This window comes from Achromobacter spanius, from assembly GCF_029637605.1.
Taxonomy (GTDB): Bacteria; Pseudomonadota; Gammaproteobacteria; order Burkholderiales; family Burkholderiaceae_B; genus Achromobacter; species Achromobacter spanius_E.
On the sequence record NZ_CP121261.1, the window covers coordinates 5,997,225 to 6,020,932 of the forward strand.

21 protein-coding genes are annotated in these 23,708 nt (G+C 64.3%); 15 read left to right on the top strand and 6 right to left on the bottom strand.

What is annotated here, in order from left to right; all coding sequences use genetic code 11:
* Positions 1–109: 109 nt before the first annotated feature.
* Both P8T11_RS26860 and ltaE read left to right on the top strand, forming a co-directional pair.
* A complete protein-coding gene (locus P8T11_RS26860) occupies positions 110–1,006 on the top strand; it encodes a DMT family transporter (protein ID WP_268079236.1) in 897 nt (298 codons plus the stop codon).
* A 50-nt stretch (positions 1,007–1,056) separates the two neighbouring features.
* A complete protein-coding gene (gene ltaE / locus P8T11_RS26865; RefSeq protein WP_268079235.1) occupies positions 1,057–2,067 on the top strand; it encodes a low-specificity L-threonine aldolase in 1,011 nt (336 codons plus the stop codon).
* Between the two features lie 15 nt (positions 2,068–2,082).
* On the opposite strand, the gene P8T11_RS26870 is transcribed toward ltaE, so the two are convergent.
* From P8T11_RS26870 to P8T11_RS26885, 4 genes are all read right to left on the bottom strand, one after another.
* Positions 2,083–2,427, bottom strand: a complete 345-nt coding sequence (locus P8T11_RS26870; RefSeq protein WP_268079233.1) for an antibiotic biosynthesis monooxygenase family protein — start codon at positions 2,425–2,427, stop codon at positions 2,083–2,085.
* Positions 2,424–3,527, bottom strand: coding sequence for a cytochrome (locus tag P8T11_RS26875; protein ID WP_268079232.1), 1,104 nt, complete (start codon positions 3,525–3,527; stop codon positions 2,424–2,426). The genes P8T11_RS26870 and P8T11_RS26875 overlap by 4 nt, the downstream gene beginning before the upstream one ends.
* Positions 3,528–3,598: 71 nt before the next feature.
* Entirely contained in the window at positions 3,599–4,462 is an 864-nt protein-coding gene (locus P8T11_RS26880; protein WP_268079231.1) for an NAD-dependent epimerase/dehydratase family protein, read from the bottom strand.
* 76 nt (positions 4,463–4,538) lie between these two features.
* Entirely contained in the window at positions 4,539–6,185 is a 1,647-nt protein-coding gene (locus tag P8T11_RS26885) for an electron transfer flavoprotein-ubiquinone oxidoreductase (protein ID WP_268079230.1), read from the bottom strand.
* Between the two features lie 113 nt (positions 6,186–6,298).
* Here P8T11_RS26885 and P8T11_RS26890 point away from each other — a divergent pair, with 113 nt between their 5' ends.
* From P8T11_RS26890 to P8T11_RS26900, 3 genes are all read left to right on the top strand, one after another.
* Positions 6,299–6,760: an acyl-CoA thioesterase gene (locus P8T11_RS26890; RefSeq protein ID WP_268079229.1), complete on the top strand. Its 462-nt coding sequence runs from the start codon at positions 6,299–6,301 to the stop codon at positions 6,758–6,760.
* Positions 6,761–7,009: 249 nt separating this feature from the next.
* Complete coding sequence (locus P8T11_RS26895) at positions 7,010–7,708, top strand: CoA transferase subunit A (protein ID WP_050447666.1); 699 nt, start codon at positions 7,010–7,012, stop codon at positions 7,706–7,708.
* 12 nt (positions 7,709–7,720) lie between these two features.
* Positions 7,721–8,371, top strand: a complete 651-nt coding sequence (locus P8T11_RS26900; protein WP_050447667.1) for a CoA transferase subunit B — start codon at positions 7,721–7,723, stop codon at positions 8,369–8,371.
* A gap of 177 nt (positions 8,372–8,548) precedes the next feature.
* Here the strand turns inward: P8T11_RS26900 and P8T11_RS26905 are convergent, their stop codons facing one another.
* Positions 8,549–9,001 carry a GNAT family N-acetyltransferase gene (locus P8T11_RS26905; RefSeq protein ID WP_268079228.1) on the bottom strand — a complete coding sequence of 151 codons (453 nt, stop codon included), beginning with the start codon at positions 8,999–9,001 and terminating at the stop codon, positions 8,549–8,551.
* 180 nt (positions 9,002–9,181) lie between these two features.
* On the opposite strand from P8T11_RS26905, the gene P8T11_RS26910 reads away from it, so the two are divergent.
* From P8T11_RS26910 to P8T11_RS26950, 9 genes are all read left to right on the top strand, one after another.
* On the top strand, positions 9,182–10,057 hold the full coding sequence (locus tag P8T11_RS26910) for a MurR/RpiR family transcriptional regulator (RefSeq protein WP_259251853.1): 876 nt from the start codon (positions 9,182–9,184) through the stop codon (positions 10,055–10,057).
* Entirely contained in the window at positions 10,054–11,034 is a 981-nt protein-coding gene (locus P8T11_RS26915; protein ID WP_268079227.1) for an isoaspartyl peptidase/L-asparaginase family protein, read from the top strand. Before P8T11_RS26910 ends, P8T11_RS26915 begins: the two co-directional genes overlap by 4 nt.
* A 39-nt stretch (positions 11,035–11,073) precedes the next feature.
* Positions 11,074–12,960, top strand: a complete 1,887-nt coding sequence (locus P8T11_RS26920) for a dipeptide ABC transporter ATP-binding protein (RefSeq protein ID WP_268079226.1) — start codon at positions 11,074–11,076, stop codon at positions 12,958–12,960.
* A 66-nt stretch (positions 12,961–13,026) separates the two neighbouring features.
* Positions 13,027–14,580, top strand: coding sequence for a glutathione ABC transporter substrate-binding protein GsiB (gene gsiB / locus P8T11_RS26925; protein ID WP_268079225.1), 1,554 nt, complete (start codon positions 13,027–13,029; stop codon positions 14,578–14,580).
* Positions 14,581–14,669: 89 nt separating this feature from the next.
* Entirely contained in the window at positions 14,670–15,590 is a 921-nt protein-coding gene (gene gsiC, locus P8T11_RS26930) for a glutathione ABC transporter permease GsiC (RefSeq protein WP_268079224.1), read from the top strand.
* 7 nt (positions 15,591–15,597) lie between these two features.
* On the top strand, positions 15,598–16,497 hold the full coding sequence (gsiD, locus tag P8T11_RS26935; RefSeq protein ID WP_268079223.1) for a glutathione ABC transporter permease GsiD: 900 nt from the start codon (positions 15,598–15,600) through the stop codon (positions 16,495–16,497).
* Between the two features lie 152 nt (positions 16,498–16,649).
* Positions 16,650–17,744 (top strand): P1 family peptidase, encoded by a 1,095-nt coding sequence (locus tag P8T11_RS26940; protein ID WP_268079222.1) that lies wholly within the window; start codon positions 16,650–16,652, stop codon positions 17,742–17,744.
* 20 nt (positions 17,745–17,764) lie between these two features.
* Positions 17,765–18,610 (top strand): M55 family metallopeptidase, encoded by an 846-nt coding sequence (locus P8T11_RS26945; RefSeq protein WP_268079221.1) that lies wholly within the window; start codon positions 17,765–17,767, stop codon positions 18,608–18,610.
* A gap of 14 nt (positions 18,611–18,624) precedes the next feature.
* Entirely contained in the window at positions 18,625–20,421 is a 1,797-nt protein-coding gene (locus tag P8T11_RS26950; RefSeq protein ID WP_268079220.1) for an aminopeptidase P family protein, read from the top strand.
* 350 nt (positions 20,422–20,771) lie between these two features.
* On the opposite strand, the gene P8T11_RS26955 is transcribed toward P8T11_RS26950, so the two are convergent.
* On the bottom strand, positions 20,772–21,761 hold the full coding sequence (locus tag P8T11_RS26955) for a hypothetical protein (protein ID WP_268079219.1): 990 nt from the start codon (positions 21,759–21,761) through the stop codon (positions 20,772–20,774).
* A 218-nt stretch (positions 21,762–21,979) separates the two neighbouring features.
* Between P8T11_RS26955 and P8T11_RS26960 the strand changes: the two genes are divergently transcribed.
* Positions 21,980–23,632: a CTP synthase gene (locus P8T11_RS26960; protein WP_259251845.1), complete on the top strand. Its 1,653-nt coding sequence runs from the start codon at positions 21,980–21,982 to the stop codon at positions 23,630–23,632.
* Positions 23,633–23,708: the final 76 nt, after the last annotated feature.

Genomic DNA, 23,708 nt, shown 5'->3' on the forward strand with positions numbered 1-23,708 from the left:
CTGGCGACAGGAGCATAATGTCAGACGCCCGCACCGGTAATTGCCGGTCCGGGCGTCTTTTCTTTTTTCGCCCCTTGCTTTCAATCCCTTCCAAGACGGAGCCAACCACGTGAGCCGCAGCAGTTTCGATCGCGCAGGACTTGCCCTGATGTTCAGCACCATCGTGGTCTGGGCGGGTAGCTGGATTGCGATGAAACTGATCGTGCCTTACATCGGCCCCTTCGACTTCGTGGCGCTGCGCTATGTGGTGGGCAGCCTGGTGCTGTTCGCGCTGGCCATCGCGACCCGCCGGCCGCTGGGCATGCCCCCGTGGAAACTGACCCTGCTGATCGGCCTGACCCAGACGGCGGGATTCCAGGGCTTTGTGCAGACGGCGCTGGTGTCGGGCGGTGTGGGCAAGGTCTCGCTGATGGCCTACACCATGCCGTTCTGGGTGGTGCTGTTTGCATGGTGGCTGCTGGGCGAGCGCCCGTCGGCCAAGCATGGCGTGGGCATCGGCCTGGCGGCGATCGGGCTGGTCTGTTTTGTTGAACCGTGGAACGGCCTGGGCGATATACGCCCCGTGTTGCTGGGCCTGGGCAGCGGCCTGTGTTGGGGCGTGGGCACGGTGCTGTCCAAGCGCATGTTTGAACGCCACGCGCCCGACGTCATGACGTTCACCGCGTGGCAGATGCTGTTCGGCGGTCTGGTCATGGTGCCGGTTGCGTACCTGGTGCCGCAGATGACGGCGCAATGGGACTGGCCGCTATGGACGGGCATGACCTACATCATTCTGATTGCCACGGCGGCGGGCTGGCTGCTGTGGCTGCAGGTGGTGCGCCGCGTGCCCGCGTCGATTGCCGGTCTGTCCAGCCTGGGTGTGCCGGTGGTGGCCATGCTGCTGGCCTGGGCGATTCTGTCCGAGCGCCCTTCGCTGGTCGAACTGGGCGGCATGGCGCTGATCCTGGCCGGTATCTTCGTGGTGAGCCGGGCCGCGCCCGCCGCCCCGGCAACCCGCAGCTCCTGACTCCGCATTCACCTTCCCGATCCTCCTATTCCCCAATCAAGGATTCTCCAATGATCGATCTGCGTAGCGACACCGTCACACGGCCCACACCCGCCATGTTGCAGGCCATGGTTTCCGCCCCTTTGGGGGATGACGTGATGGGCGATGACCCCACCGTGATCCAGCTTCAGGCGGCCGTGGCCGAGCGCGCCGGCAAGGCGGCGGGGCTGTTCTTTCCGTCCGGCACGCAAAGCAACCTGGCCGCGTTGATGGCCCATTGCGACCGTGGTGATGAATACCTGGTGGGGCAACTGGCGCACACCTACAAGTACGAAGGTGGCGGCGCGGCGGTGCTGGGCAGCATCCAGCCCCAGCCCATCGAACACGCCGAAGACGGCTCGCTGCCGTTGGAAAAGCTGGCGGCAGCGGTCAAGCCCAAGGGGGATCCGCACTTTGCCCGCACCCGTTTGCTGGCCTTGGAAAACACGTGTCACGGCAAGCTGATTCCGGCCGGCTACATCCAGGCTGCCACGGATTGGGCGCGCAAGGAGGGCTTGGCGACCCACCTGGACGGCGCGCGCGTGTTCAACGCCGCGGTGGCCAGTGGCAAGCCGTTGGTCGACATGTGCCAGCCCTTCGACTCGGTGTCCATCTGCTTTTCAAAGGGCTTGGGCGCGCCGGTGGGATCGGTGCTGGTGGGCAGCAAGGAACTGATCGCTCGCGCGTACCGCTGGCGCAAGGTGCTGGGCGGCGGATTGCGCCAGTCTGGCGTGCTGGCCGCTGCCTGCCTGCATGCGCTGGAACATCACGTGGAGCGCCTGGCCGATGACCACGAGAACGCCCGTGCGTTGGCCGAGGGCTTGCGGGGTATTCCGGGTGTGAAGGTGCTGAGCCAGGACACCAACATGTTGTTCGTGGAATTCGAGCCGACGCGATGCGAGTCGTTGACCGAAGCGCTGGGCAAGGAAGGCATCCAGATGCGCGCCGTCTACGGCGGCCCCACGCGCCTGGTCACGCACCTGGACGTGTCGGCCGACGACGTCCAACGTGTGGTTCAAGCCGTGGCGCGCCACCTGGCCTGAACGGCGCAGACGGCGTCAGTCATGCCGCGTGCGGCTGTCGGCGGGCGCTTCGTCGCGCTCGGTCATGCCGTAGTCGCGCAGCACTTGCGCCACCCGCAGACGATAGTTCTGAAACACGCCGCCGCGTCCGGCTTCCTGGGCGCGGCGGTGCGACTCCAGTGAACGCCAGCGCTTGACGGCGTCTTCGTCGCGCCAGAATGACAGCGACAGCAACTTGCCCGGCGTGCTCAGGCTTTGAAAGCGTTCCACCGAGATGAAGCCGTCGATGGTCTTGAGTTCGTCGATCAAGCCGGCGGCAATGTGCAGATAGGGATCGGGGTTGCCATTGGCGGGTTCGACTTCGAATATCACGGCAATCATGGGGTGGGTTCCTTTGAAAACGCAAACTGTGGCACGCGTGCATTGGGCAGCGGCCGATACCGGAAACGGGATGCCAGGGCGGCCGCGTCGGCTCCGGCTTGCAGCAAATGAAACAGCGCGTCCGCAGCGTGGCGGCGCGCAAGCCCTTGGCCGGGACAGGCGTGGCGTTGCGCGCCGAATGTCCAGCCGGCATCGGGTTGGACCGTTGCCGCCGCGGCCAATATCAGCAGCACGGTCTGGCCGGCCTCGATCCGCTGGCCGCACACCGAGATGGCGTCCGCCAGGAACCGCCGCGTGTTGTGCAGGGGCGGATCGTGGCGGATGACGTGGTCGACGATCGCGTCGGCGTCGGCGGGGACGGCATCGGCAGACACGCCGCGCCTGCCGGCATGGATCAGCGCGTTGCCCAGCAGCCCGGCGCCGGCTTCGCAAGACTGAAACAACAGGCCGGCAAGGTTCGCCGCCAGCACGGCAGCGGGGATCTGCGCGCGGGCGCCGTCATCTCGCAGCTTGCGCAAGGCCGGGCCGGCGTCGGCGGCGAGCAGGAAGGATTCCAGGCGGCGTTGCAGCGCGTCGGCAGCGGCATGTCCGGCGGCTATCTGGTCCGCATCGGCGGTGGTGGGCAGGGCGGACAGGAACGCGGCAATCTGGGCAGCGCTATCGGCGTGCAGGGCGGGAGCCAGTCCCAGGAAGGCTGCTTGAGCATGCACGGGGGCGGCGGTCAGGTAGCGGTCTATGGCAGCGGCGTCCAAGGCCGGTATCGCGGGCCATCGCGGGGTACAAGCTTGCGTGCCTTGTTCCTGGATGTATGCCGCCAGCAAGGCCTTCAGCCGTGTGTGCATATCGCTGTCGTTCATGCGTACGAAGCGGCCGAAGAGCCGGCCTGCGGGGCCGGCGCACAGGGCGCGCGGCACTGGTTCCGATGGCGGACGGACGCGCGCAGCTGGATTGCGCATCACGGCCGTGATCGTGTCAGGGTGGCTGGCGACCCAAAGGCCTAGCGCGTCGTCGCGGTACAGGGGCTTCTCGCGCGCCAGCGCGGCGTAGTAGGAGTAGGGGTCGCCGTGCGTGACGGCAAGCAGGGGATGGGCGGGAAGCATGGCATGGCCGGTAGGAGATCCGGCTGCCAGTATCTGCTCCCCGGGCATGCAACGATTCGATGCCGGCCGAACTATGCCTGCGTCGTGCCTGGCTGGCGGGCGCCAGCGTCCGCCAGCAGCGCCGCGTAACCCTTGCGTGAATCCGGCCATTGCAGTGTGAAGCCGCTGGCGCGCAGCCGCCCGTTACTGAGCTTTTTGCTGCCCACATTCGCAGGCGCGGGCGCCTCGCGCGGCGCGGGGGCGCCGATCATCGCGGCCAGCTCGGTGTACAGCACGTGCAGCGGCAGTGGCGTGTTGTCGCACCCAATGTAGACCGGCGCCACGTCCGGCAACAGCGCCAGATGGAACACGGCCCCGGCGGCGTCGTCGATGTGGATGCGATTGGCCCAGTGCTCGGGCTCGCGTGGGGCGCCCGCCGCACCGCTACGCAAGCGCTCAATCAATTGCAGCCGGCCCGGCCCGTACAGCCCGGCGAAACGAATCGACGTGGATGAAAATCCACGCGCGGCCAGCGCCGCTTCGGCCTCAAGCAACACCCGGCCGTTGAAGCCCTGCGGCGCGGGTGGCGTGTCTTCGTCGACCCATTCACCGTGGTGCTCGCCATACACCGCGCTGGACGACACGAACACCACACGCTTGAGTTGCGAGGTGTCCAGCGCGTCAAGCACATGGCGCAGGCCGTCAATAAACACGCCCTGGTAGACGGCGGCATCGCGCCCGCCCGGGGCGGGTACGTGGATCAGCCGCGTGATGCCCTGGGGCAGCGCGGGCAGGGTGTCCGCGCGCGTGATGTCGCCTTGCAGCCATTGGATGCCGCTGTTGTCGGCGGGCGGATGGCGGCGCAGCGCGTACACCTGGTCGCCACGCGCCAGGAAGCGCCGGGCCACGCGCTGACCAAGGTCGCCACAGCCGATGAAAAGTACGCGTTCAGTCATGATGCCGCCTTGGTTCGTGAAAAAGGCGCCCCGGAAGGCGCCTTGAGGCAGGGTATCCGACAACCCTGGCCGGGGTTTACATGCCGCTGTAGACGGGCCCTTCGCCGCCTTGCGGGGCGACCCAGACGATGTTCTGGGTGGGGTCTTTAATGTCGCAGGTCTTGCAGTGCACGCAGTTCTGCGCGTTGATCTGCAAGCGGTCCTCGCCGTGATCGTCCTTGATGAACTCGTACACGCCGGCCGGGCAGTAACGCGATTCCGGGCCGCCGTACTTGGCCAGGTTCACCTGCACCGGCACGGATGGGTCCTTCAAGGTCAGGTGGATGGGCTCGTTCTCTTCGTGGTTGGTGTTCGAAATGAACACCGAGCTGAGCTTGTCGAAGGTGAGCTTGCCATCGGGCTTCGGGTAGTCGATGCGCGCGCATTCGGACGCCGGTTGCAGACAGGCGTGGTCGGGCTTGTTGTGGCGCAGGGTCCAGGGCATCTTGCCCTTGAGCAGCAGTTGCTCCACGCCCGTCATCAAGGTGGCGATGGTGCGGCCCTTCTTGAACCACTGCTTGAAGTTGCGCGCCTTGTTCAATTCCGCGTGCAGCCACGAAGCCTCGAAAGCCTTCGGATACGCGGCCAGTTCGTCCTGGCGGCGGTCGGCCAGCAGGGCGTCGAATGCGGCTTCGGCGGCCATCTTGCCCGACTTGATGGCGGCATGGCTGCCCTTGATGCGGGACGCATTCAGGAAGCCGGCCTCGCAGCCGACCAGCACGCCGCCCGGGAACGTCAGCTTGGGCAAGGACATCAAACCGCCGGCCGTGATGGCGCGCGCGCCGTAGGCGATGCGCTTGCCGCCTTCGAAGGTGCCGCGGATGGCGGGGTGCGTCTTGTAGCGTTGGAATTCGTCGAACGGCGACAGCCAGGGGTTGGCGTAGTCCAGGCCGACGATCATGCCCACGGCCACCAGGTTGTTGTCCAGGTGGTACAGGAACGAGCCGCCGTAGGTGTCGGAATCCAGCGGCCAGCCGGCCGTGTGGATGACGAGGCCGGGCTTGGATTGCGCCGGGTCGACTTCCCACATTTCCTTGATGCCGATGCCGTAGGACTGCGGGTTGCGGCCATCGTCCAGCTTGAAGCGTTCGATCAATTGGCGGCCCAGTTGGCCGCGCGAGCCTTCGCCGAACACGGTGTAGCGGGCATGCAGTTCCATGCCGGGCTGGTAGTGGTCGGTGTGCGAACCGTCGCGGGCCACGCCCATGTCGCCGGTGGCCACGCCGCGCACGGCGCCGTTTTCGTCGTACAGCACTTCAACCGCGGCAAAGCCGGGGAAGATGTCCACGCCCAGCGCCTCGGCTTGCTCGCCCATCCATTTGACGACGTCGCCCAGGCGAACGATGTAGTTGCCCTCGTTGTGGAAACAGGGCGGCAGCATCCAGTTTGGCGTGGTGCGCGCGCCGGTCTGGGACAGGAACATGAACTTGTCCTGCGTGACCGGCACGGTCAGCGGTGCGCCTTTTTCTTTCCAGTCGGGGATAAGTTCGGTCAGCGCCAGCGGGTCCATGACGGCGCCGGACAGGATGTGTGCACCCAGTTCCGCGCCTTTTTCCAGGACGCACACGCCGATTTCCTGATTCTTTTCAGCGGCCAGCTGCTTTAGACGGATTGCGGTGGCCAAGCCGGCGGGTCCACCGCCAACCACGACCACGTCATATTCCATCGACTCGCGTTCAGACATTTGCAAAGCTCCCCGTATGTATTCCATATTTGGCTGGAAGTATTATCGGCGATTGTATTGCAGGCGGAGGCCGTGCATGCCTTCGTATTTCTTTTAGCCTTCAGGAGTAATCGGTGAACCCGGACAATCTGTCTGCGCGGATTCTGGCGGTGGGCGATACCCATCAGGTGGAATTGCCCTTGCGTTGGGGCGATTCAGACGCCTTGAATCATCTGAACAACACGCTGTATTTCCGCCTCATGGAAGAGGCCCGCATGCAGATCCTGTATGACGCGGGCTTCGAGCTGCCCGCCGACAACGGCGCCATCCTGGCCCACGCCTCGTGCGATTTCCTGCGCCCGCTGACGTACCCGGCCACGGTCCGGGTCATACACAAGGTCACGCGTATCGGCCGTTCCAGCGCGGAATTCGAGCTGCTGCTGGAAAAGGTCGGCGACGATGCCGGTCCCTATGCGCGCGGACGCAACGTGCTAGTCTGGATGGACTACGTGGCCAATTCGTCCGCACCGTGGCCGCCCGAAGTGCTGGCCCAGATGGCCACGCAGTTCCAGGCGGCGGCTTCAGACGCAGCTTGAGATTAGGGGCGCGGAATCGCCCGTCATGCCGTTAAAATCAAGCGCAAAATCACAAGAGAAATAAAGGGGCGCGCCACCCTCGGCGCCGCGACCCAGAGACATCGGGCAGTGTTGCGATGCCGTCTGGGGCCGACGCCGGCAGCCGCGCTCCAAGGAAAACAGGGCTCACCCCGATTTTCTTGTTCCCCCATGGGACACACCGCGCGGGGCGGGCTCTCTTCGGTTAGACCTTAACTAGGAGTTGGAGCGATGGACAAGGTTTTTGCAAGCGCCCAGGAGGCGCTGGCAGGCATCGTCAAGGACGGTCAGATGATCGCCGTGGGCGGTTTCGGCCTTTGCGGTATTCCCGAGGCCCTGATCGCCGCGCTGCGCGATTCGGGCGTGAAGGACCTGACCTGCGTCAGCAACAATGCGGGCGTCGACGGCTTTGGCTTGGGCCAACTGCTGAACACGCGCCAAGTGCGCAAGATGATCGCGTCCTACGTGGGCGAAAACAAGGAATTCGAACGCCAATACCTGTCGGGCGAACTCGAGCTTGAGTTCACCCCGCAGGGCACGCTGGCCGAGAAGCTGCGCGCCGGCGGCGCGGGCATTCCCGCCTTTTTCACCCGCACCGGCGTGGGCACCATCGTGGCCGACGGCAAGGAAATCCGCGAGTTCGACGGCCAGCAATACGTCATGGAACGTTCGCTGACGCCGGACGTGTCGCTGGTCAAGGCGCACATCGCCGACCGCAGCGGCAACCTGGTGTTCCGCAAGACGGCCCGCAACTTCAACCCGAACGTCGCCATGGCCGGCAAGTTCACGGTGGTTGAAGTCGAAGAAATCGTTGACACCGGCAGCCTGGATCCCGATCAGATCCACCTGCCCGGCATCTATGTGCAACGGATCGTGCTGAACACGACGCCGGAAAAGCGCATCGAACAACGCACCACTCGCCCGGCCTAAGGAGAAGACGACATGGCATGGTCCCGCGATGAAATGGCGGCACGCGCGGCGCGCGAGCTGCAAGACGGTTTTTATGTGAACCTGGGTATCGGCCTGCCGACCCTGGTGGCCAACCACGTGCCCAAGGGCGTTGAGGTGTGGCTGCAATCCGAGAACGGCCTGCTGGGCATCGGCCCGTTCCCTACTGATGCTGAAGTTGACGCTGACCTGATCAACGCCGGCAAGCAGACGGTGACAACGCTGCCGGGCTCGTCGATCTTCTCGTCCGCCGATTCGTTTGCAATGATCCGCGGCGGCAAGATCAACCTGGCCATTCTGGGCGCGATGCAGGTGTCCGAAAAGGGCGACCTGGCCAACTGGATGATCCCCGGCAAAATGGTCAAGGGCATGGGCGGCGCGATGGACCTGGTGGCTGGCGTCGGTCGCGTCGTGGTCCTGATGGAACACGTGGCCAAGAAGAAGGACGGCACTGAAGACATCAAGCTGCTGCCAGAATGCAACCTGCCGCTCACTGGCGTGGGTGTGGTTGACTTGATCATCACCGACCTGGGCGTGATGGAAGTCACGGAAAATGGCCTGAAACTGCTGGAAACGGCACCGGGCGTGACGGTAGACGAAATCCAGTCCAAAACCCTGGCCAAGCTAGACGTGTCAGCCCTGTAGGATGGGTGAAGCGCGCGAACCTCCGGGCAAAAACAAAATTGCCGATCGCGCGCAACCCATCAAGCAGCGCAACAAACAATCCACGCCTCCCGCAAGAACCCGCAAACGCTCCCAGGGGGCGCGCATCAACAAACGCTCCCAAGGGAGCGTTTTTTTTCACCCCGCGGCAGCCCCGCTTCACCCCAACCGCATCCCCACATGCGGAATCCCGTCTTCCATATATTCCTCGGTCACCTCCACAAACCCGTGCCCGCCGTAGTACCCCCGCAGCCGCGCCTGCGCACCCAAATACATCGCCCGCCCCGGCCAGCGCCGGCGCACTTCCGCCATCGCATGGCGAATCAACTCATGCCCCAGCCCCTGACCGCGAGTCCAAGGCGCGCTGATGACCCGCCCGATCTCGATATCACCATTCTTATTCAGTGACGGATCCAAAATCCGGCAATACGCCGCCAACTGGCCGTCCTGCCAAGCCATCAAGTGCGAGGTCTGTCCGACCAGGTCCTTCCCATCAATGTCCTGGAAGACGCAATTCTGCTCAACGACAAACACTTCCGTGCGTAGCTGGAGAATCGCGTAGATCTCGGCAACGGTCAGTTCCTGATGGGGCTTACAGATCCAATTGGGCATTGCGGCATTCCAAGGCAAGAAAAGAGGCGCCAATAGCGTACCTCAAACCGACCCCGTTTCTTTTCGTCCACCGTTACATAAATTCACGGGTATACCCTTAGTATGAAAAGGAATTTTCTTATTTAAAATTTGTGTGTAAACAGATTTACACAAACACCCGCTAAGACGCACACCAAAAAGATGAACAAGGCCGTACTGTCGATCGCTGATCGGATCGCCCGGGCTCAGCCCGCGCTGAGCCGGACTCAGCACAAGATGGCCGAGTACGTGCTGGCACATCAGTTCCGCGTGGCCACCATGACCATCGACGAATTCGCCGTGGCCGTCGGGGTGTCGGTGGCGACGGCCAACCGCTTTGCGCGCGCCCTGGACTTGCCGGGCTATCCGCAGTTTCGTGCCGAGCTGGCTCGCGGCTTCGAAGCCGCGCTGGAACCCGTGGAAAAGCTGCGCACCGAGTTGGCGCATTCCGCCAGCGCCGTGCAGATCTTTGCCGCCACGCTGGAAGAAGACATCCGCAACGCCCAACGCAACCTGCAGGCGCTGGACTCGGGCGCCTGTGAACAGGCGGTGCAATCCATCCTGGCCGCCGACCGCGTCTTCATCATCGGTTTCGGGGCCAGCGGTTTCCTGGCCGGCCTGCTGCAGCGTGGCCTGTGCATGCACCTGCGTTCCGTCGAATCGCTGGCGGGGCCGGGCGGCGTATCGCACGCGGCGCGGCAGATGTCGCGCATGACCGCCAAGGACCTGGTCATTGCCATTGGCTTTCCCCGTTATCTGGCCGACACCGTGACGCTGGCCGCCGCCGCCAAGCAGGCGGGCGTGCCAGTGCTGGTGCTGACCGACAAGCCCACGTCGCCCCTGGCGCCCACGGCGTCTGTCGTGCTGTATGCGTACTCGGCGCGCCAGTTGATCCCCAATTCCGAAACCGCCGCGCTGGGCTTGATCGAAGCCCTGTCCGCGGCGGTGGCCTATCGGGCCGAGAATTCCGTTGCGGCAGCCGCTGGGGTGACCCAGTCCGTGATGCCGTGGCTTATCCATGGAGTAGGTAAACGATGATTCAACCCGTGATTGCCATTCACGGTGGCGCCGGCGCGATGTCCCGCGCGGCCATGTCGCCCGAGAAAGAACAGGAATACCTGGCCGCCCTGGAGTCCATCCTGACGGCTGGCCAAGCCGTGCTGGCCCGTGGCGGCAGCGCCTTGGACGCCGTGACCGAAGCCGTGCGCCTGCTGGAAGACTGCCCCTTGTTCAACGCTGGCCACGGCGCCGTGTTCACCAGCGCGGCCACGCACGAATTGGACGCGTCCATCATGGACGGCGCCACGCTGCGTTCGGGCGCCATCGCCAACGTGAACTGCGTGCGCAACCCGATTTTCGCGGCGCGCCGTGTCATGGAAAACAGCAAGCACGTGTTCTTCGTGGGCGAGGGCGCCGAAGCCTTCGCCAAGGCTGAAGGCCTGGAAATCGTGGACCCGTCGTACTTCTCGACCGAGGCTCGCCGCGAACAATTGCTGCGTGTGCAGCGCGAAACGCCGGACGCCGCCGTGCTGGACCACGATGGTCAAGCCATGGTTGCGCGCGGCCAGCCCGCGCCAGCCGACCCGCTGGATGCCGACAAGAAGTTCGGCACGGTGGGCGCGGTGGCCGTGGATGCCCAGGGCAACGTGGCCGCGGCCACCTCGACCGGCGGCATCACCAACAAGCAGGTCGGCCGCGTTGGCGATGCGCCCATGATCGGCGCCGGCACCTACGCCAGCAACAAGACTTGTGCCGTGTCCACCACGGGCACCGGCGAGATGTTCATCCGCATGGTCGCCGCTTACGACGTGGCGGCCCAGATGGAGTATTGCGGGGCGTCGCTGCAAGAAGCAGCAGACCGCGTCGTCATGGAAAAACTGCCCACTATCGGCGGCAAGGGCGGCCTGGTGGCCGTTGACGCTCAGGGCAATGTGGCCTTGCCGTTCAACACGGAAGGCATGTATCGAGGTTACGCCCGCGTTGGCGAGAAGCCGGTCACCGCCATCTACCGATGAGCGTGGCGGGTTTTGTTTTGATTTTGGGGATTGATAAAGATGGTTGATCGCGCAAACAGCCTGGCGCTGCCGGAAAACCGCGTGGTCCAGGTCGACGACCTGACGGTGCGCTTCGTGGGTTCGGAGCGCACGGTCGAAGCCGTGCGCAACTTGTCGTTCCATGTGGACCGGGGTGAAACCCTGGCCATCGTGGGCGAATCAGGTTCGGGCAAGTCGGTAACGTCCCTGGCCCTGATGCGTCTGGTGGAACATGGCGGCGGCCGTATCGCCCAGGGCCGCATGGCGCTGCGTCGGCGTAACGGCTCCGTGATCGATCTGGCCGGATCCAGCCAACGCGTCATGCGCAATGTGCGCGGCGCCGACATGGCCATGATCTTCCAGGAGCCGATGACGTCCTTGAACCCGGTGTTCACCGCCGGCGACCAGATTGCCGAGTCGATCCGCCAGCACCAGGGCATGGACGCCGCCGCGGCGCGCGCCGAAGCGCTGCGCATGCTGGAGCAGGTGCGCATTCCGGAAGCCAAGTCGGTGCTGGACCGCTACCCGCATCAGTTGTCGGGCGGCATGCGTCAACGCGTGATGATCGCCATGGCGCTGGCCTGCAAGCCGGCGCTGCTGATTGCCGACGAGCCCACCACCGCGCTGGACGTCACCATCCAGGCGCAAATCCTGCAACTGATCCGTCAGTTGCAGGACGAAATGCACATGGGCGTGGTGTTCATCACCCACGACATGGGCGTGGTGGCCGAAGTGGCCGACCGCGTGCTGGTGATGTATCGCGGCGACAAGGTCGAGGAAGGCCCGTCGGAACAGGTTTTCGCCGAGCCGCGCCACAGCTACACCAAGGCGCTGCTGTCCGCCGTGCCGAAGCTGGGCGCCATGGAAGGCACCGACTTGCCCGCGCGTTTCCCCTTGCTGCAAGTGGAAGGACAGGTGCAGCCCGTGGCCGAGCCCGGTATTGCCAGCACGCAGGAAGTCCCGGCCGCAAAGCGCGAGCCGATTCTTTCCGTGCGCAATCTGGTGACCCGCTTCGACCTGCGCGGCGGCATCCTCAGCCGCGTGCAACGCCGCGTGCATGCCGTTGAAAAAGTCAGCTTTGATCTCTACCCCGGCGAAACGCTGTCGCTGGTGGGGGAATCGGGTTGCGGCAAGTCCACCACTGGCCGTTCGTTGCTGCGTCTGGTGGAAAGCCAGGGCGGCGAGATCAAGTTCGGCGGCCGTGACATCGTCAGCCTGAAGAACAACGAATTGCAATCCCTGCGCCGCGACATCCAGTTCGTGTTCCAGGACCCGTTTGCATCGCTGGATCCGCGCGTGACCGTCGGCTTCTCCATCATGGAGCCGCTGCTGGTGCACGGCGTGGCAAAGGGCAAGGAAGCCGAGCGCCGCGTGGCCGATCTGCTTGAGCGCGTGGGCATGCCGCCTGAAATGGCGCAGCGTTATCCGCACGAATTTTCGGGTGGCCAACGTCAGCGCATCTGCATCGCGCGCGCGCTGGCCCTGAACCCCAAGGTGGTGATTGCGGACGAATCCGTGTCGGCGCTGGACGTATCCATCCAGGCGCAGATCGTGAACCTGCTGATCGACCTGCAGCGCGACATGGGCATTTCGTTCCTGTTCATTTCGCACGACATGGCCGTGGTGGAGCGCGTCAGCCACCGCGTGGCGGTCATGTACCTGGGCCAGATCGTTGAGATCGGCCCGCGCCGCGCCATCTTCGAGAACCCGCAGCACCCGTACACCAAGAAGCTGATGTCGGCCGTGCCGATCGCCGATCCGGCGCGCCGTCACCTGAAGCGCACCTTGTTGTCCGATGAAATTCCCAGCCCGATCCGCAAGCTCGGCGACGAGCCCGTGGTGCAGCCGCTGGTGCAGGTTGGAACCGATCACTTCGTTGCCCGCCATGCGGTCGGCGGCGCGTATTGATTCCGTTGTCGTACTTGTTTTTCTTCCACCAAACCCCCTAATTCCAATTTGGAACCAGGAGTTGCAATGATGAAAGTTCTGCGCCCCACCAAGCTGATGGCCGCCGCCGCGGTGGCCTTCGGCGTGCTCACTTCGCCGTTGGCGCATGCGTCCAAGGACGTGACGTTTGCCGTCTCCATCGCACTGGAAACGCTTGATCCGTACAACACCAACAGCACCCTGAACCAGGCTGCCGGCAAGGCCTACTACGAAGGCCTGTTCGAATTCGACAAGGACCTGAAGATCCAGAAGGTGCTGGCCACCGACTACTCGGTCAGCGAAGACGGCCTGGTCTACACGTTCAAGCTGCGTCCCGGCGTGAAGTTCCACGACGGCACCGACTTCAACGCCGAAGCGGTCAAGGTCAACTTCGATCGTCCGTCCAACCCGGACAACCGCCTGTCGCGCTACATCCAGTTCAGCGTCATCGACAAGACCGAAGTGGTTGACCCGATGACCGTCAAGATCACGCTGAAGAAGCCGTTCTCGGCCTTCATCAACGCGCTGGCCCACCCGGCCGCCATGATGATCTCGCCGGCTGCCCTGGCCAAGTACGGCAAGGAAATCGGTTTCCACCCGGTGGGCACCGGCCCGTTCGAATTCGTCGAATGGAAGCCGGCTGAATACCTGAAGGTCAAGAAGTTCGACGGCTACTGGAAGAAGGGCTACCCCAAGGTCGACACGCTGACCTTCCGTACCGTGACCGACAACAACACCCGCGCCGCCGTGGTGCAGACGGGCGAAGCGCAGTTCGCTTTCCCGGTGCCGTTCGAGCAAGCCGCCGTGCTGAAGAAGAACGACAAGCTGGACGTGGTCGATCACCAGAACTCGATCATGGCCCGCTACCTGTCGATGAACACGCAGCAAAAGCCGTTCGACAACGTCAAGGTGCGTGAAGCCATCAACTACGCCATCAACAAGGAAGCCCTGGCCAAGGTCGCTTTCTCGGGCTATGCCACCGTCGTTGACGGCGTGGTGCCCAAGGGCGTGGACTACGCGCACAAGACCGGCCCGTGGCCGTATGACCTGAAGAAGGCCAAGGCCCTGTTGGCCGAAGCTGGCTATCCCAACGGCTTTGAAAGCACCCTGTGGTCCGCCTATAACGACGGCACTTCGGTGAAGGTGGTTCAGTTCCTGCAGCAGCAGCTGGCGCAAGTCGGCATCAAGGTGCAAGTGGAAGTGCTGGAATCGGGTCAGCGCGTGCAGCGTGTGCAGCAAGTGCAAAAGCCGGAAGATGCCAAGGTCCGCATGTACTACGCTGGCTGGTCGTCCTCGACGGGCGAAGCCGACTGGGGCCTGCGTCCGCTGCTGACCACCCCCGCTTTCCCGCCGGTGCTGAACAACGTGTCCTACTACTCGAACAAGTCGGTTGACGACGGCGTTCAAGAAGCCCTGGCCACGACCGACCGCGCCAAGAAGACCGAAATCTACAAGAACGTTCAGGAAACCATCTGGAAGGATGCCCCGTGGGCCTTCCTGGTGACCCAGAACAACCTGTATGTGAAGTCGAAGAACCTGTCGGGCGTGTACGTGGAACCGGACACCTCGTTCTGGTTCGGCGACATCGACCTGAAGCAGTAAACCTAGCAGTCACTCTCGGGGCCTTCGGGCCCTTGTAAGGCCACATTCGGCGGGGGCGCGGTGTCCCCGCCGATGTTGCAGGAATTTCAATGCTGACCTACATCGTCAAACGTCTTCTGGGCATGATCCCCACGCTGCTGCTGGTAGCCGTGGTCGTGTTCCTGTTTGTGCACATGCTTCCGGGCGACCCGGCGCGACTGGCCGCGGGCCAGGAGGCCGACCAGCAAACCGTTGAGCTCGTGCGCAAGGAACTTGGGCTGGATCTGCCCCTGCCGCAGCAGTTCGTGCGCTACTTCAGCAACATGCTGCAAGGCGACCTGGGTACCTCGCTGCGTACCAAGCGCCCCGTCTCGACCGAAATTTCCGACCGCTTCATGCCCACGCTGTGGCTGACGCTCGCCAGCATGGCGTGGTCAGTCACCTTCGGCATGATCATCGGCATTGTCTCGGCAGTCTGGCGCAATCGGTGGCCCGACCGTCTTGGCATGACGCTGGCGGTGTCAGGCATTTCTTTTCCCGCGTTCGCGCTGGGCATGATGCTGATGCAGGTGTTCTCCGTGAATCTGGGCTGGCTGCCAACCGTGGGCGCCTCCAGTTGGAAACACTACATCCTGCCGTCCATCACGCTGGGCGCCGCGGTAGCTGCCGTCATGGCGCGCTTTACCCGGGCTTCTTTCGTGGAAGTCATCCAGGAAGACTTCGTGCGCACCGCTCGCGCCAAGGGCCTGACCGAGCGCCGCGTCGTCATCAAGCATGCGCTGCGCAATGCGCTGATTCCGGTCGTTACCATGATGGGCCTGCAATTCGGCTTCTTGCTGGGCGGCTCGATCGTGGTGGAAACCGTCTTCAACTGGCCCGGCCTTGGCCGCCTGCTGGTTGACGCCGTGACCCAACGCGACTATCCGGTGATTCAGGGCCTGGTGCTGCTGTTCTCGCTGGAATTCATCCTGATCAACCTGATTGTCGACGTGCTCTATGGCGTCATCAATCCCAGCATCCGTTACAAGTGAGGCGGCCATGAGCAATACGACACCCGCCACGACCATTGCCGCCGTTCCGAAGAACGACGTGCGTACGCCCGCCACCGAGTTCTGGCGCAAATTCAAGAAGCAGAAGCTGGGCGTGGGCGCCGGCATCTTCGTGCTGCTGCTGGTAGTGATTGCGGCCTTCGCGCCGTGGATCGTGCCCTTCGACGCCGAGAACTTCTTCGACTACGACGCGCTGAACGCCGGCCCGTCGCTGACCCACTGGCTGGGCGTGGATTCGCTGGGCCGCGACATCTTCAGCCGCATCGTCATGGGCGCGCGGATCTCGCTGGCCGCGGGCTTCCTGTCGGTGGCCATGGGCGCCATTGTGGGCACCTTCATGGGCCTGATGGCCGGCTACTACGAAGGCTGGTGGGAACGCATCACCATGCGTATCTCGGACGTGCTGCTGGCATTCCCGGGCATGCTGCTGGCTATCGGCGTGGTGGCCGTGCTGGGTTCCAGCATGATCAACGTGATCGTGGCCGTGGCCGTGTTCAGCGTGCCGGCGTTTGCCCGCCTGGTGCGCGGCAACACGCTGTCGATCAAGCAGATGACCTACGTCGAAGCGGTCAAGAGCGTGGGCGCGTCCGACTGGACGATCATCATGCGCCACATCCTGCCCGGCACGATCTCGCCGATCGTGGTGTACGGCACGATGCGTATCGGCACGTCGATCATCACCGCCGCCAGTCTGTCGTTCCTGGGCATGGGCGCATCGCCTCCCACGCCGGAGTGGGGCGCCATGCTGAACGAAGCGCGCGCCGACATGGTCATTGCCCCGCACGTGGCCATCTTCCCCGCGCTGGCAATCTTCCTGACGGTGCTGGCCTTCAACCTGCTGGGTGACGGCTTGCGCGACGCGCTCGATCCGAAGATCGATCGCAAGTGATAACCGCTAGTAAATAGGAAAAGGCCCCGCTGCCGGGCGGCCCCAAGGCGGGCAGCTAGCTCCGAAGGGGCGCGGCGCGGAGGCTCTACATCTCGCCGTCGCTCCTTAACGAAGGGCGGCGGCGTTTTGCATTAAGGACCTTGGCGAAAACCATGGACAAACAAGCACTGGACCTTCCCCGCATCGGCGTGCTGCCCTCGGGACCCTTGGATTCGATTTGCGACGTGGGTGATGTCACCGTCGGACACTGCACGCTGGCCGACGGCGCGCAACAGACCGGCGTCACCGTCGTGCGCCCGCATGCCGGCGACTCCTATCTGGACAAGGTGCCTGCTGCCGCGACGGTGTTGAACGGCTTCGGCAAAAGCGCCGGCCTGATCCAGGTGCAGGAACTTGGCGTGCTGGAAACGCCCATCGCGCTGACCAACACCTTTGGCGTGGGCACCGTGGCCAACGCGCAGATCCGCCAGGCCATCGCGGCCAACCCGGAAATCGGGCGCGGCATGGCCACCGTGAACCCGTTGGTCTTCGAATGCAATGACGGTTATCTGAACGACATCCAGGCGCTGGCCGTGCAGGAATCGCATTACGTCGATGCTTATGCCAATGCGGCAAAAGCGTTCGCCCAGGGCGCGGTCGGCGCGGGGCGCGGCATGTCGTGCTTTTCGTTCAAGGGAGGCATCGGCTCGGCGTCCCGCGTGGCGTCCATCCAGCCCGGCTTGCGTTATACCGTCGGTGCGCTGGTGCTGGCCAACTTCGGGCGCTTGCCCAACCTGACCGTGGCGGGCCGCCCGTTCGGCCGCCGGCTGGCGGACCAGTTGGACCGTGGCCTGGCGCAGCAAGGCGAGAACGCGGCGATCGTGCCGGAGAAGGGCTCGATCATCTTGCTGCTGGCCACCGACGCGCCGCTGGATTCGCGCCAACTGCGCCGCTTGTCGCTGCGCGCGGGCGCGGGCCTGGCGCGCACGGGATCGGTATTCGGCCACGGCAGCGGCGACATCGCGCTGGCCTTTTCCACCGCCTATACCGTGCCGCAACGGGCCGAGCAGCCCATGCCGGCGGTGGCGATGCTGCATGAAACCCGTATCGACCCGCTGTTTGAAGCGGCCGCCGAGGCCTGCGAGCAAGCCATCATCGCCGCGCTTTGGCGGGCTGATGCCGTCACCGGGCGCGACGGCCATCACCGCGCAGCCATCCGCGAGGCCGCGCCGCAATGGCGCCAATGGCTGTCCGACACCGCATTCTGAATTCATTGAAGGCTGACCCCATGAAGATCCTGATTTCCACCGATATCGAAGGCGTCGCCGGCGTCTTTCACCCCGAGCAGGTCCGCGCCGGCAATGGCGAATACGAGCGCGCTCGCGCCTGGATGACCGCCGAGGCCAACGCCGCCGTGCAAGGCGCGTTCGCGGGCGGCGCCGACGAGATCCTGGTCAATGACTCGCACGGCGGCTTTCGCAACCTGCTGCCCGACGGTCTGGACGAGCGCGCCCGCCTGGTGCTGGGCAAGCCGCGCTACCTGGGCATGATGGGCGGGCTGGAAGAGGGCTGCGACGCCGTCTTCATGATCGGCTATCACTCGCGCTCGCAAGGCCGAGGCATTCTGGCGCACACGATCAACAGCTTTGCGTTCGCGCGCGTGTTCATCAACGGCATGGAGTTGGGCGAAGCGGGCCTGTACGGCGCGCTGGCCGGTGAATTGGACGTGCCGGTGATTTTGGCGTCCGGCGACGACGTGTTCATCTCGGAAACGCGCGACACGTTCCCCGGCGCCGAGTGGGTGCAGACCAAAGTGGCCCATGGCCAGGGCAGTGGGGTGACCTTGTCGCCGACGGCATCGCGCCGCGCCATTGCCGCCGCCGCCGAAACCGCCGTGCGCAAGTTCAAGCAAGGCGTCTCCGCTTCCGGTGAGGTGAAATCCGTTCCTTTCCGCATTGCCGCCCCTATAGAATGCCGGTTGCAGACGCAGAGCGCGGCATTGGCCGACCTGTTCTGCATGTGGCCCACGCTGGAACGCGTGGACGGCGTCACCTTGCGATTCACCGTGGATAGCATGCAGTCGGCCGTCCGCACGCTGAACAGCCTGGCCGCCATGTCTTTCATGTTGCGCTAAGGATTCCATCCCCCATGTCTAGCACTGACGCCCGTATTGCCCAATTGCGGCAGGCCATGAGCCGCCGCGGCCTGTCCGCCTATATCGTTCCGTCTTCGGACCCGCACCTGTCCGAGTACCTGCCGGCGCGCTGGCAGGGGCGGCGCTGGCTGTCGGGCTTCACGGGGTCGGTCGGCACGCTGGTCGTCACGGCCGACTTTGCGGGCTTGTGGGTGGACAGCCGCTACTGGGTGCAGGCCGAGGCGCAACTGGCCGGCACGGGCGTGCAACTGATGAAGATCGCGCTGGCGTCCACGCCGGGCCATGTCGACTGGCTGGCCGCCAATACGCGCGCGGGCGACGTCATTGGCGTAGATGGGCAGGTGCTGGGCCTGGGGGCGTTCCGCGCCTTGTCGGCCGCTGCCGCCACGTCTGGCGCCACACTGGAAATCCGCGCGGACCTGCTGGACGACATCTGGACGGACCGCGCCGGCCTGCCCGACGCGAAGATCTATGAACACGTCGCGCCCGAGGCCTGCGTGGCCCGCGCCGACAAGCTGGCGCAGGTGCGAGACGCCATGCGCGCGCACGGCGCCGACGTGCATTTCATTTGCACGGTGGACGACATTGCGTGGCTGCTGAACCTGCGCGGCGCGGACGTGGATTACAACCCGGTGTTCGTCGGCCATGCCCTGATCGGCCTGGACCACGCCACGCTGTTCGTGGCGGACGGCAAGATCGACGACGCCTTGCGCGCCACGCTGGCCGCCGATGGCGTCGAAGTGGCCGCGTATGCGCAGGCCGCGGATGCCCTGGCTTCGCTGGAACTCGATCAAAAGCTGCTGATTGATCCGGCGCGCGTCACCTGCGGGGTGTTCCACGCCATGGACCCGGCGGTGCCGCGCATTGAAGCGATCAACCCGTCCACCTTGCTGAAGTCGCGCAAGACCGATGCCGAACTGGCCCAGGTGCGGCAAGCAATGGCGCAGGACGGCGCGGCGCTCTGTGAATTCTTCGCGTGGTTCGAAGGCGCACAGGGCAAGGAAACCATTACCGAACTGACGATCGACGAGCAGATCACCGCCGCTCGCGCGCGCCGCCCGGCTTACGTCTGCCCCAGCTTCGCCACCATCGCCGGCTTCAACGCCAATGGCGCCATGCCGCATTACCGCGCCACGCCGGAATCGCACGCCACCATCGAAGGCGATGGCTTGCTGCTGATTGATTCGGGTGGCCAGTACCTGGGCGGCACGACGGACATTACACGCGTGGTCGCGGTGGGCACGCCCAGCGCCGACCAGAAAGTGGATTTCACGCTGGTGCTCAAGGGCATGATCGCGCTGTCGCGCGCGTCCTTCCCGCGCGGCACGCCGTCGCCCATGCTGGATGCGATTGCGCGTGCTCCCATCTGGGAAGGCGGTGCGGAATACGGCCATGGCACCGGTCACGGCGTGGGCTATTTCCTGAACGTGCACGAAGGCCCGCAAGTGATTTCCTACCGCGCCATGCCGGGTCCGCACACCGCGATGGAGCCGGGCATGATCACGTCGAACGAGCCAGGCATCTACCGCCCAGGCCGTTGGGGCGTGCGTATCGAAAACCTGGTCGCCAACCGCAGCTGGCTGACGTCGGAGCTGGGCGAATTCCTGTGCTTTGAAACCTTGACGCTGTGCCCGATCGACACGCGCTGCATTGAAGTACCGTTGCTGCGCACCGACGAAATCGCCTGGCTGAACGACTATCACAAGACGGTCTTCGACCGCCTGTCACCCTTGGTGCAAGGCGAAGCCCTGGCCTGGCTGGAACGCAGCACGGCGCCGCTAAACGCGTAAGCACCACGCGGCACCGCCCGATGGGTTACGCGCGGCATGCGGCAAGTCACAGATGCCCAGCCGCGCGCGCTTCACCCATCCTACGATGCGGGTCCGTAGGATGGGTGAAGCGCGCCAGATCCAAGGCAAGAAAGAAGCAGCCCAACGCGCGCAACCCATCAAGCAACGGCGGCGCTTCAGCGGCCCACGGCAAGAACGCTACAGCGGCCCATTGCAAGAATGCTTCAGCGGCCCACTGTAAGAATGCTGCACCGCCTCACCGTAAGAACGCTGCACCGCCCGATGGGTTACGCGCGGCATGCGGCAATTCACTGATGCCCAGCCGTGCGCGCTTCACCCATCCTACGAGCCTATGTGGCGTGCGCCTGGCGATACAGCGCCAGCTTGCCGAGAATGCATCCCACGGCCAGCAGCGCGGCATAGATCGCCAGCGCGGCCACGGCGGCGCCTATGGATTCAGCCGCGCGCATCAGTTGGCTCCAGCTCATCGCCTGGATGGCCAGATAGGCGATGCCGATGCCTGCCGCCTGCGCCAGCCAGAACACGATCGTGCCGTGGACCACGGCACGCCCCGGCCCGGCTGTGCCCAGCTGGCGCGGCAAAATGTTCAGGCAGACCAGCGTGCACAGCACCAACAGCAGCGCGGGTAGGACCAGATACCCCAACACGAAAGACGGCCAGTCGGCATTCAGAAACATCATTTGCAGGTAACCGCCCAAAGCGATCGACACGGTCAACTGCCAGGCCAGCACGGTCAAGCCGGTGTTCCAGGCCGCGTGGCGCCGATCGTAGGCGGGTGCGCCCGCCGGCCCCGTGCGTTGTGCGGTCCAGGCAGCGATGCGCACGGCCAGGAACATGCCAAGAATTTCCAACACGATGGCCACGATCCGGAAGAGCACGCCCATGGCCAGGAACTGCCCGGCCATGTCGATGCCGAACCGCTCGGTCAGCGCGTCGCGCTGCGCCATAAGGAACTGCATGCCCACGTTGTGCAGGTACGCGATGGCGGCCGAGACCATCAAGGTGTAGAGCAACTGCAAGGCGATGAACGTGCCGAACAGCTTGCGCGGTTCGTCCACCGCCGTGGTGTCGCGGCGGCGCAACCAGTTGTGCATCGTGCCCCACACCGTCAGCCCGACCATGACGGCCGACGCCACGATGTTGGTCAGCATGGGCATCAGATACTGAGGCTGGCTATACATATCGCGCATCTGCTCCGATTGGGGCAGGCCCAGCATCGTGTAGCTTTGCACCAGCGCGGCGTAGACCAGGCGCACGATGACGGCGGCAAGCGCCAAGCGCCAGGCAAGCGAGGTGGGGGATCGGGTGGAAGGGATCATTGGCGATGGGCGAGTGTTGATAAAAAACAGCACCTGAAAATTAGGGATCGAACATATCACGGCGTTGTCCGCCCACACGCAAGCGCCGCGCCGTGGGGCTTGTTTGAGTGCTGCCAAATGTTACTCGTCATCGCTAGGGGAAAACCCAAATAACTTCCGCCTCCCGGCTATAATCCAAATTTCCCGCACGCGCCCGCTCGTCCCGGGTGCTCATTACGATGACCAAATACGTATTTGTCACCGGCGGAGTGGTGTCTTCCCTGGGCAAGGGCATCGCCGCTGCGTCGCTCGCCGCCATCCTCGAGTCGCGTGGTTTGCAGGTCACCATGCTGAAGCTCGACCCGTACATCAACGTCGATCCGGGCACGATGAGCCCCTTCCAGCACGGTGAAGTGTTCGTCACCGAAGACGGCGCCGAAACCGATCTGGACCTGGGCCACTACGAGCGTTTCATTTCCGCTCGCATGCACAAGGTGAACAACTTCACCACCGGCCAGATCTACGAATCGGTGCTGCGCAAGGAACGGCGTGGCGACTACCTGGGCAAGACTGTCCAGGTCATTCCGCACATCACCAACGAAATCCAGGACTTCATCGCCCGTGGCGCTGAAGCCGGCTGGAACGGCAACACGGACGTCGCCATCGTCGAAATCGGCGGCACCGTGGGCGACATCGAGTCCCTGCCTTTCCTGGAAGCCGCTCGCCAGATGAGCCTGCGCATGGGCCGCAACAACGCGGCCTTCGTGCATCTGACCCTGGTGCCGTTTATCGCCTCCGCAGGCGAACTGAAAACCAAGCCCACGCAGCATTCGGTCCAGAAGTTGCGCGAAATCGGTATCTATCCGAACGCGCTCTTGTGCCGCGCCGACCGTCCCATTCCGGACGACGAGCGCGCCAAGATCTCGATGTTCTCGAACGTGCCGCTGGACGCCGTCATTTCCGTTTGGGATGCCGACTCCATCTACAAGATTCCCGCCATGCTGCACAAGCAAGGCGTGGACAACATCGTCTGCGAAGCGCTGGGTCTGACCCCGCCGCCGGCCGATCTGTCCATGTGGGACAACCTGGTCGAAGCGCTGGAGCACCCGCAGCACCAACTGACGATCGGCATGGTCGGCAAGTATGTCGACCTGACCGAATCGTACAAGTCGCTGACGGAAGCCCTGGTCCACGCCGGCATCCACACGCGCTCGAAGATCAACATCGAATACATCGATTCGGAAGACATCGAAACCCGCGGCACCGACCAACTGAAGCATCTGGACGCCATTCTGGTGCCGGGCGGCTTCGGCAAGCGTGGCACCGAGGGCAAGATCGCCGCCATCCGCTTTGCCCGTGAAAACGGCGTGCCCTACCTGGGCATCTGCCTGGGCATGCAATTGGCCGTGATCGAGTTCGCGCGCCATGTCGCCGGCCTGGGCGGCGCCAACAGCACGGAATTCGATCCGTCGGCGCCCCACCCGGTGGTGGCATTGATCACCGAATGGATGGACCGCGAAGGCAAGGTTGAAAAGCGCGACAACTCGTCCGACCTGGGCGGCACCATGCGCAAGGGCGCGCAGCGCGTGCCGATCAAGCCGGGCACCCGCGCGCAGACCATCTACGGCGACGAAGTGAACGAGCGTCACCGTCACCGCTACGAGGTCAACAACGTCTACGTGCCGCGCCTGGAAGAGGCCGGCATGGTGATCAGCGCCCGCACGCCGACCGAAAACCTGCCGGAAATGATGGAATTGCCCGATCACCCGTGGTTCGTGGGTGTGCAGTTCCACCCGGAGTTCACGTCCACCCCGCGTGATGGCCACCCGTTGTTCTCCAGCTATATCCGCGCCGCCATCGAGCAGAAGTCTCGTCGCGGTCAGGGGGCGTAATGCGGGTTCGCGGTCTCGAGTTCCGTAAGCGGATCCTCGGGGCCGCGGCCCTGTCCCCCAGTGCCGCTCTATGCGG

Excerpts from the sequence above, each read along its gene's own strand:
- P8T11_RS26870 (WP_268079233.1), bottom strand. The coding sequence starts at position 2,427 with ATGATTGCCGTGATATTCGAAGTCGAACCCGCCAATGGCAACCCCGAT.
- gsiC (WP_268079224.1), top strand. The coding sequence starts at position 14,670 with ATGCTGACCTACATCGTCAAACGTCTTCTGGGCATGATCCCCACGCTG.
- P8T11_RS26905 (WP_268079228.1), bottom strand. The coding sequence starts at position 9,001 with ATGCCCAATTGGATCTGTAAGCCCCATCAGGAACTGACCGTTGCCGAG.
- gsiD (WP_268079223.1), top strand. The coding sequence starts at position 15,598 with ATGAGCAATACGACACCCGCCACGACCATTGCCGCCGTTCCGAAGAAC.
- P8T11_RS26915 (WP_268079227.1), top strand. The coding sequence starts at position 10,054 with ATGATTCAACCCGTGATTGCCATTCACGGTGGCGCCGGCGCGATGTCC.
- P8T11_RS26940 (WP_268079222.1), top strand. The coding sequence starts at position 16,650 with ATGGACAAACAAGCACTGGACCTTCCCCGCATCGGCGTGCTGCCCTCG.
- gsiB (WP_268079225.1), top strand. The coding sequence starts at position 13,027 with ATGATGAAAGTTCTGCGCCCCACCAAGCTGATGGCCGCCGCCGCGGTG.
- P8T11_RS26900 (WP_050447667.1), top strand. The coding sequence starts at position 7,721 with ATGGCATGGTCCCGCGATGAAATGGCGGCACGCGCGGCGCGCGAGCTG.
- ltaE (WP_268079235.1), top strand. The coding sequence starts at position 1,057 with ATGATCGATCTGCGTAGCGACACCGTCACACGGCCCACACCCGCCATG.
- P8T11_RS26895 (WP_050447666.1), top strand. The coding sequence starts at position 7,010 with ATGGACAAGGTTTTTGCAAGCGCCCAGGAGGCGCTGGCAGGCATCGTC.
- P8T11_RS26950 (WP_268079220.1), top strand. The coding sequence starts at position 18,625 with ATGTCTAGCACTGACGCCCGTATTGCCCAATTGCGGCAGGCCATGAGC.
- P8T11_RS26955 (WP_268079219.1), bottom strand. The coding sequence starts at position 21,761 with ATGATCCCTTCCACCCGATCCCCCACCTCGCTTGCCTGGCGCTTGGCG.
- P8T11_RS26910 (WP_259251853.1), top strand. The coding sequence starts at position 9,182 with ATGAACAAGGCCGTACTGTCGATCGCTGATCGGATCGCCCGGGCTCAG.
- P8T11_RS26960 (WP_259251845.1), top strand. The coding sequence starts at position 21,980 with ATGACCAAATACGTATTTGTCACCGGCGGAGTGGTGTCTTCCCTGGGC.
- P8T11_RS26880 (WP_268079231.1), bottom strand. The coding sequence starts at position 4,462 with ATGACTGAACGCGTACTTTTCATCGGCTGTGGCGACCTTGGTCAGCGC.
- P8T11_RS26920 (WP_268079226.1), top strand. The coding sequence starts at position 11,074 with ATGGTTGATCGCGCAAACAGCCTGGCGCTGCCGGAAAACCGCGTGGTC.
- P8T11_RS26945 (WP_268079221.1), top strand. The coding sequence starts at position 17,765 with ATGAAGATCCTGATTTCCACCGATATCGAAGGCGTCGCCGGCGTCTTT.
- P8T11_RS26875 (WP_268079232.1), bottom strand. The coding sequence starts at position 3,527 with ATGCTTCCCGCCCATCCCCTGCTTGCCGTCACGCACGGCGACCCCTAC.
- P8T11_RS26885 (WP_268079230.1), bottom strand. The coding sequence starts at position 6,185 with ATGTCTGAACGCGAGTCGATGGAATATGACGTGGTCGTGGTTGGCGGT.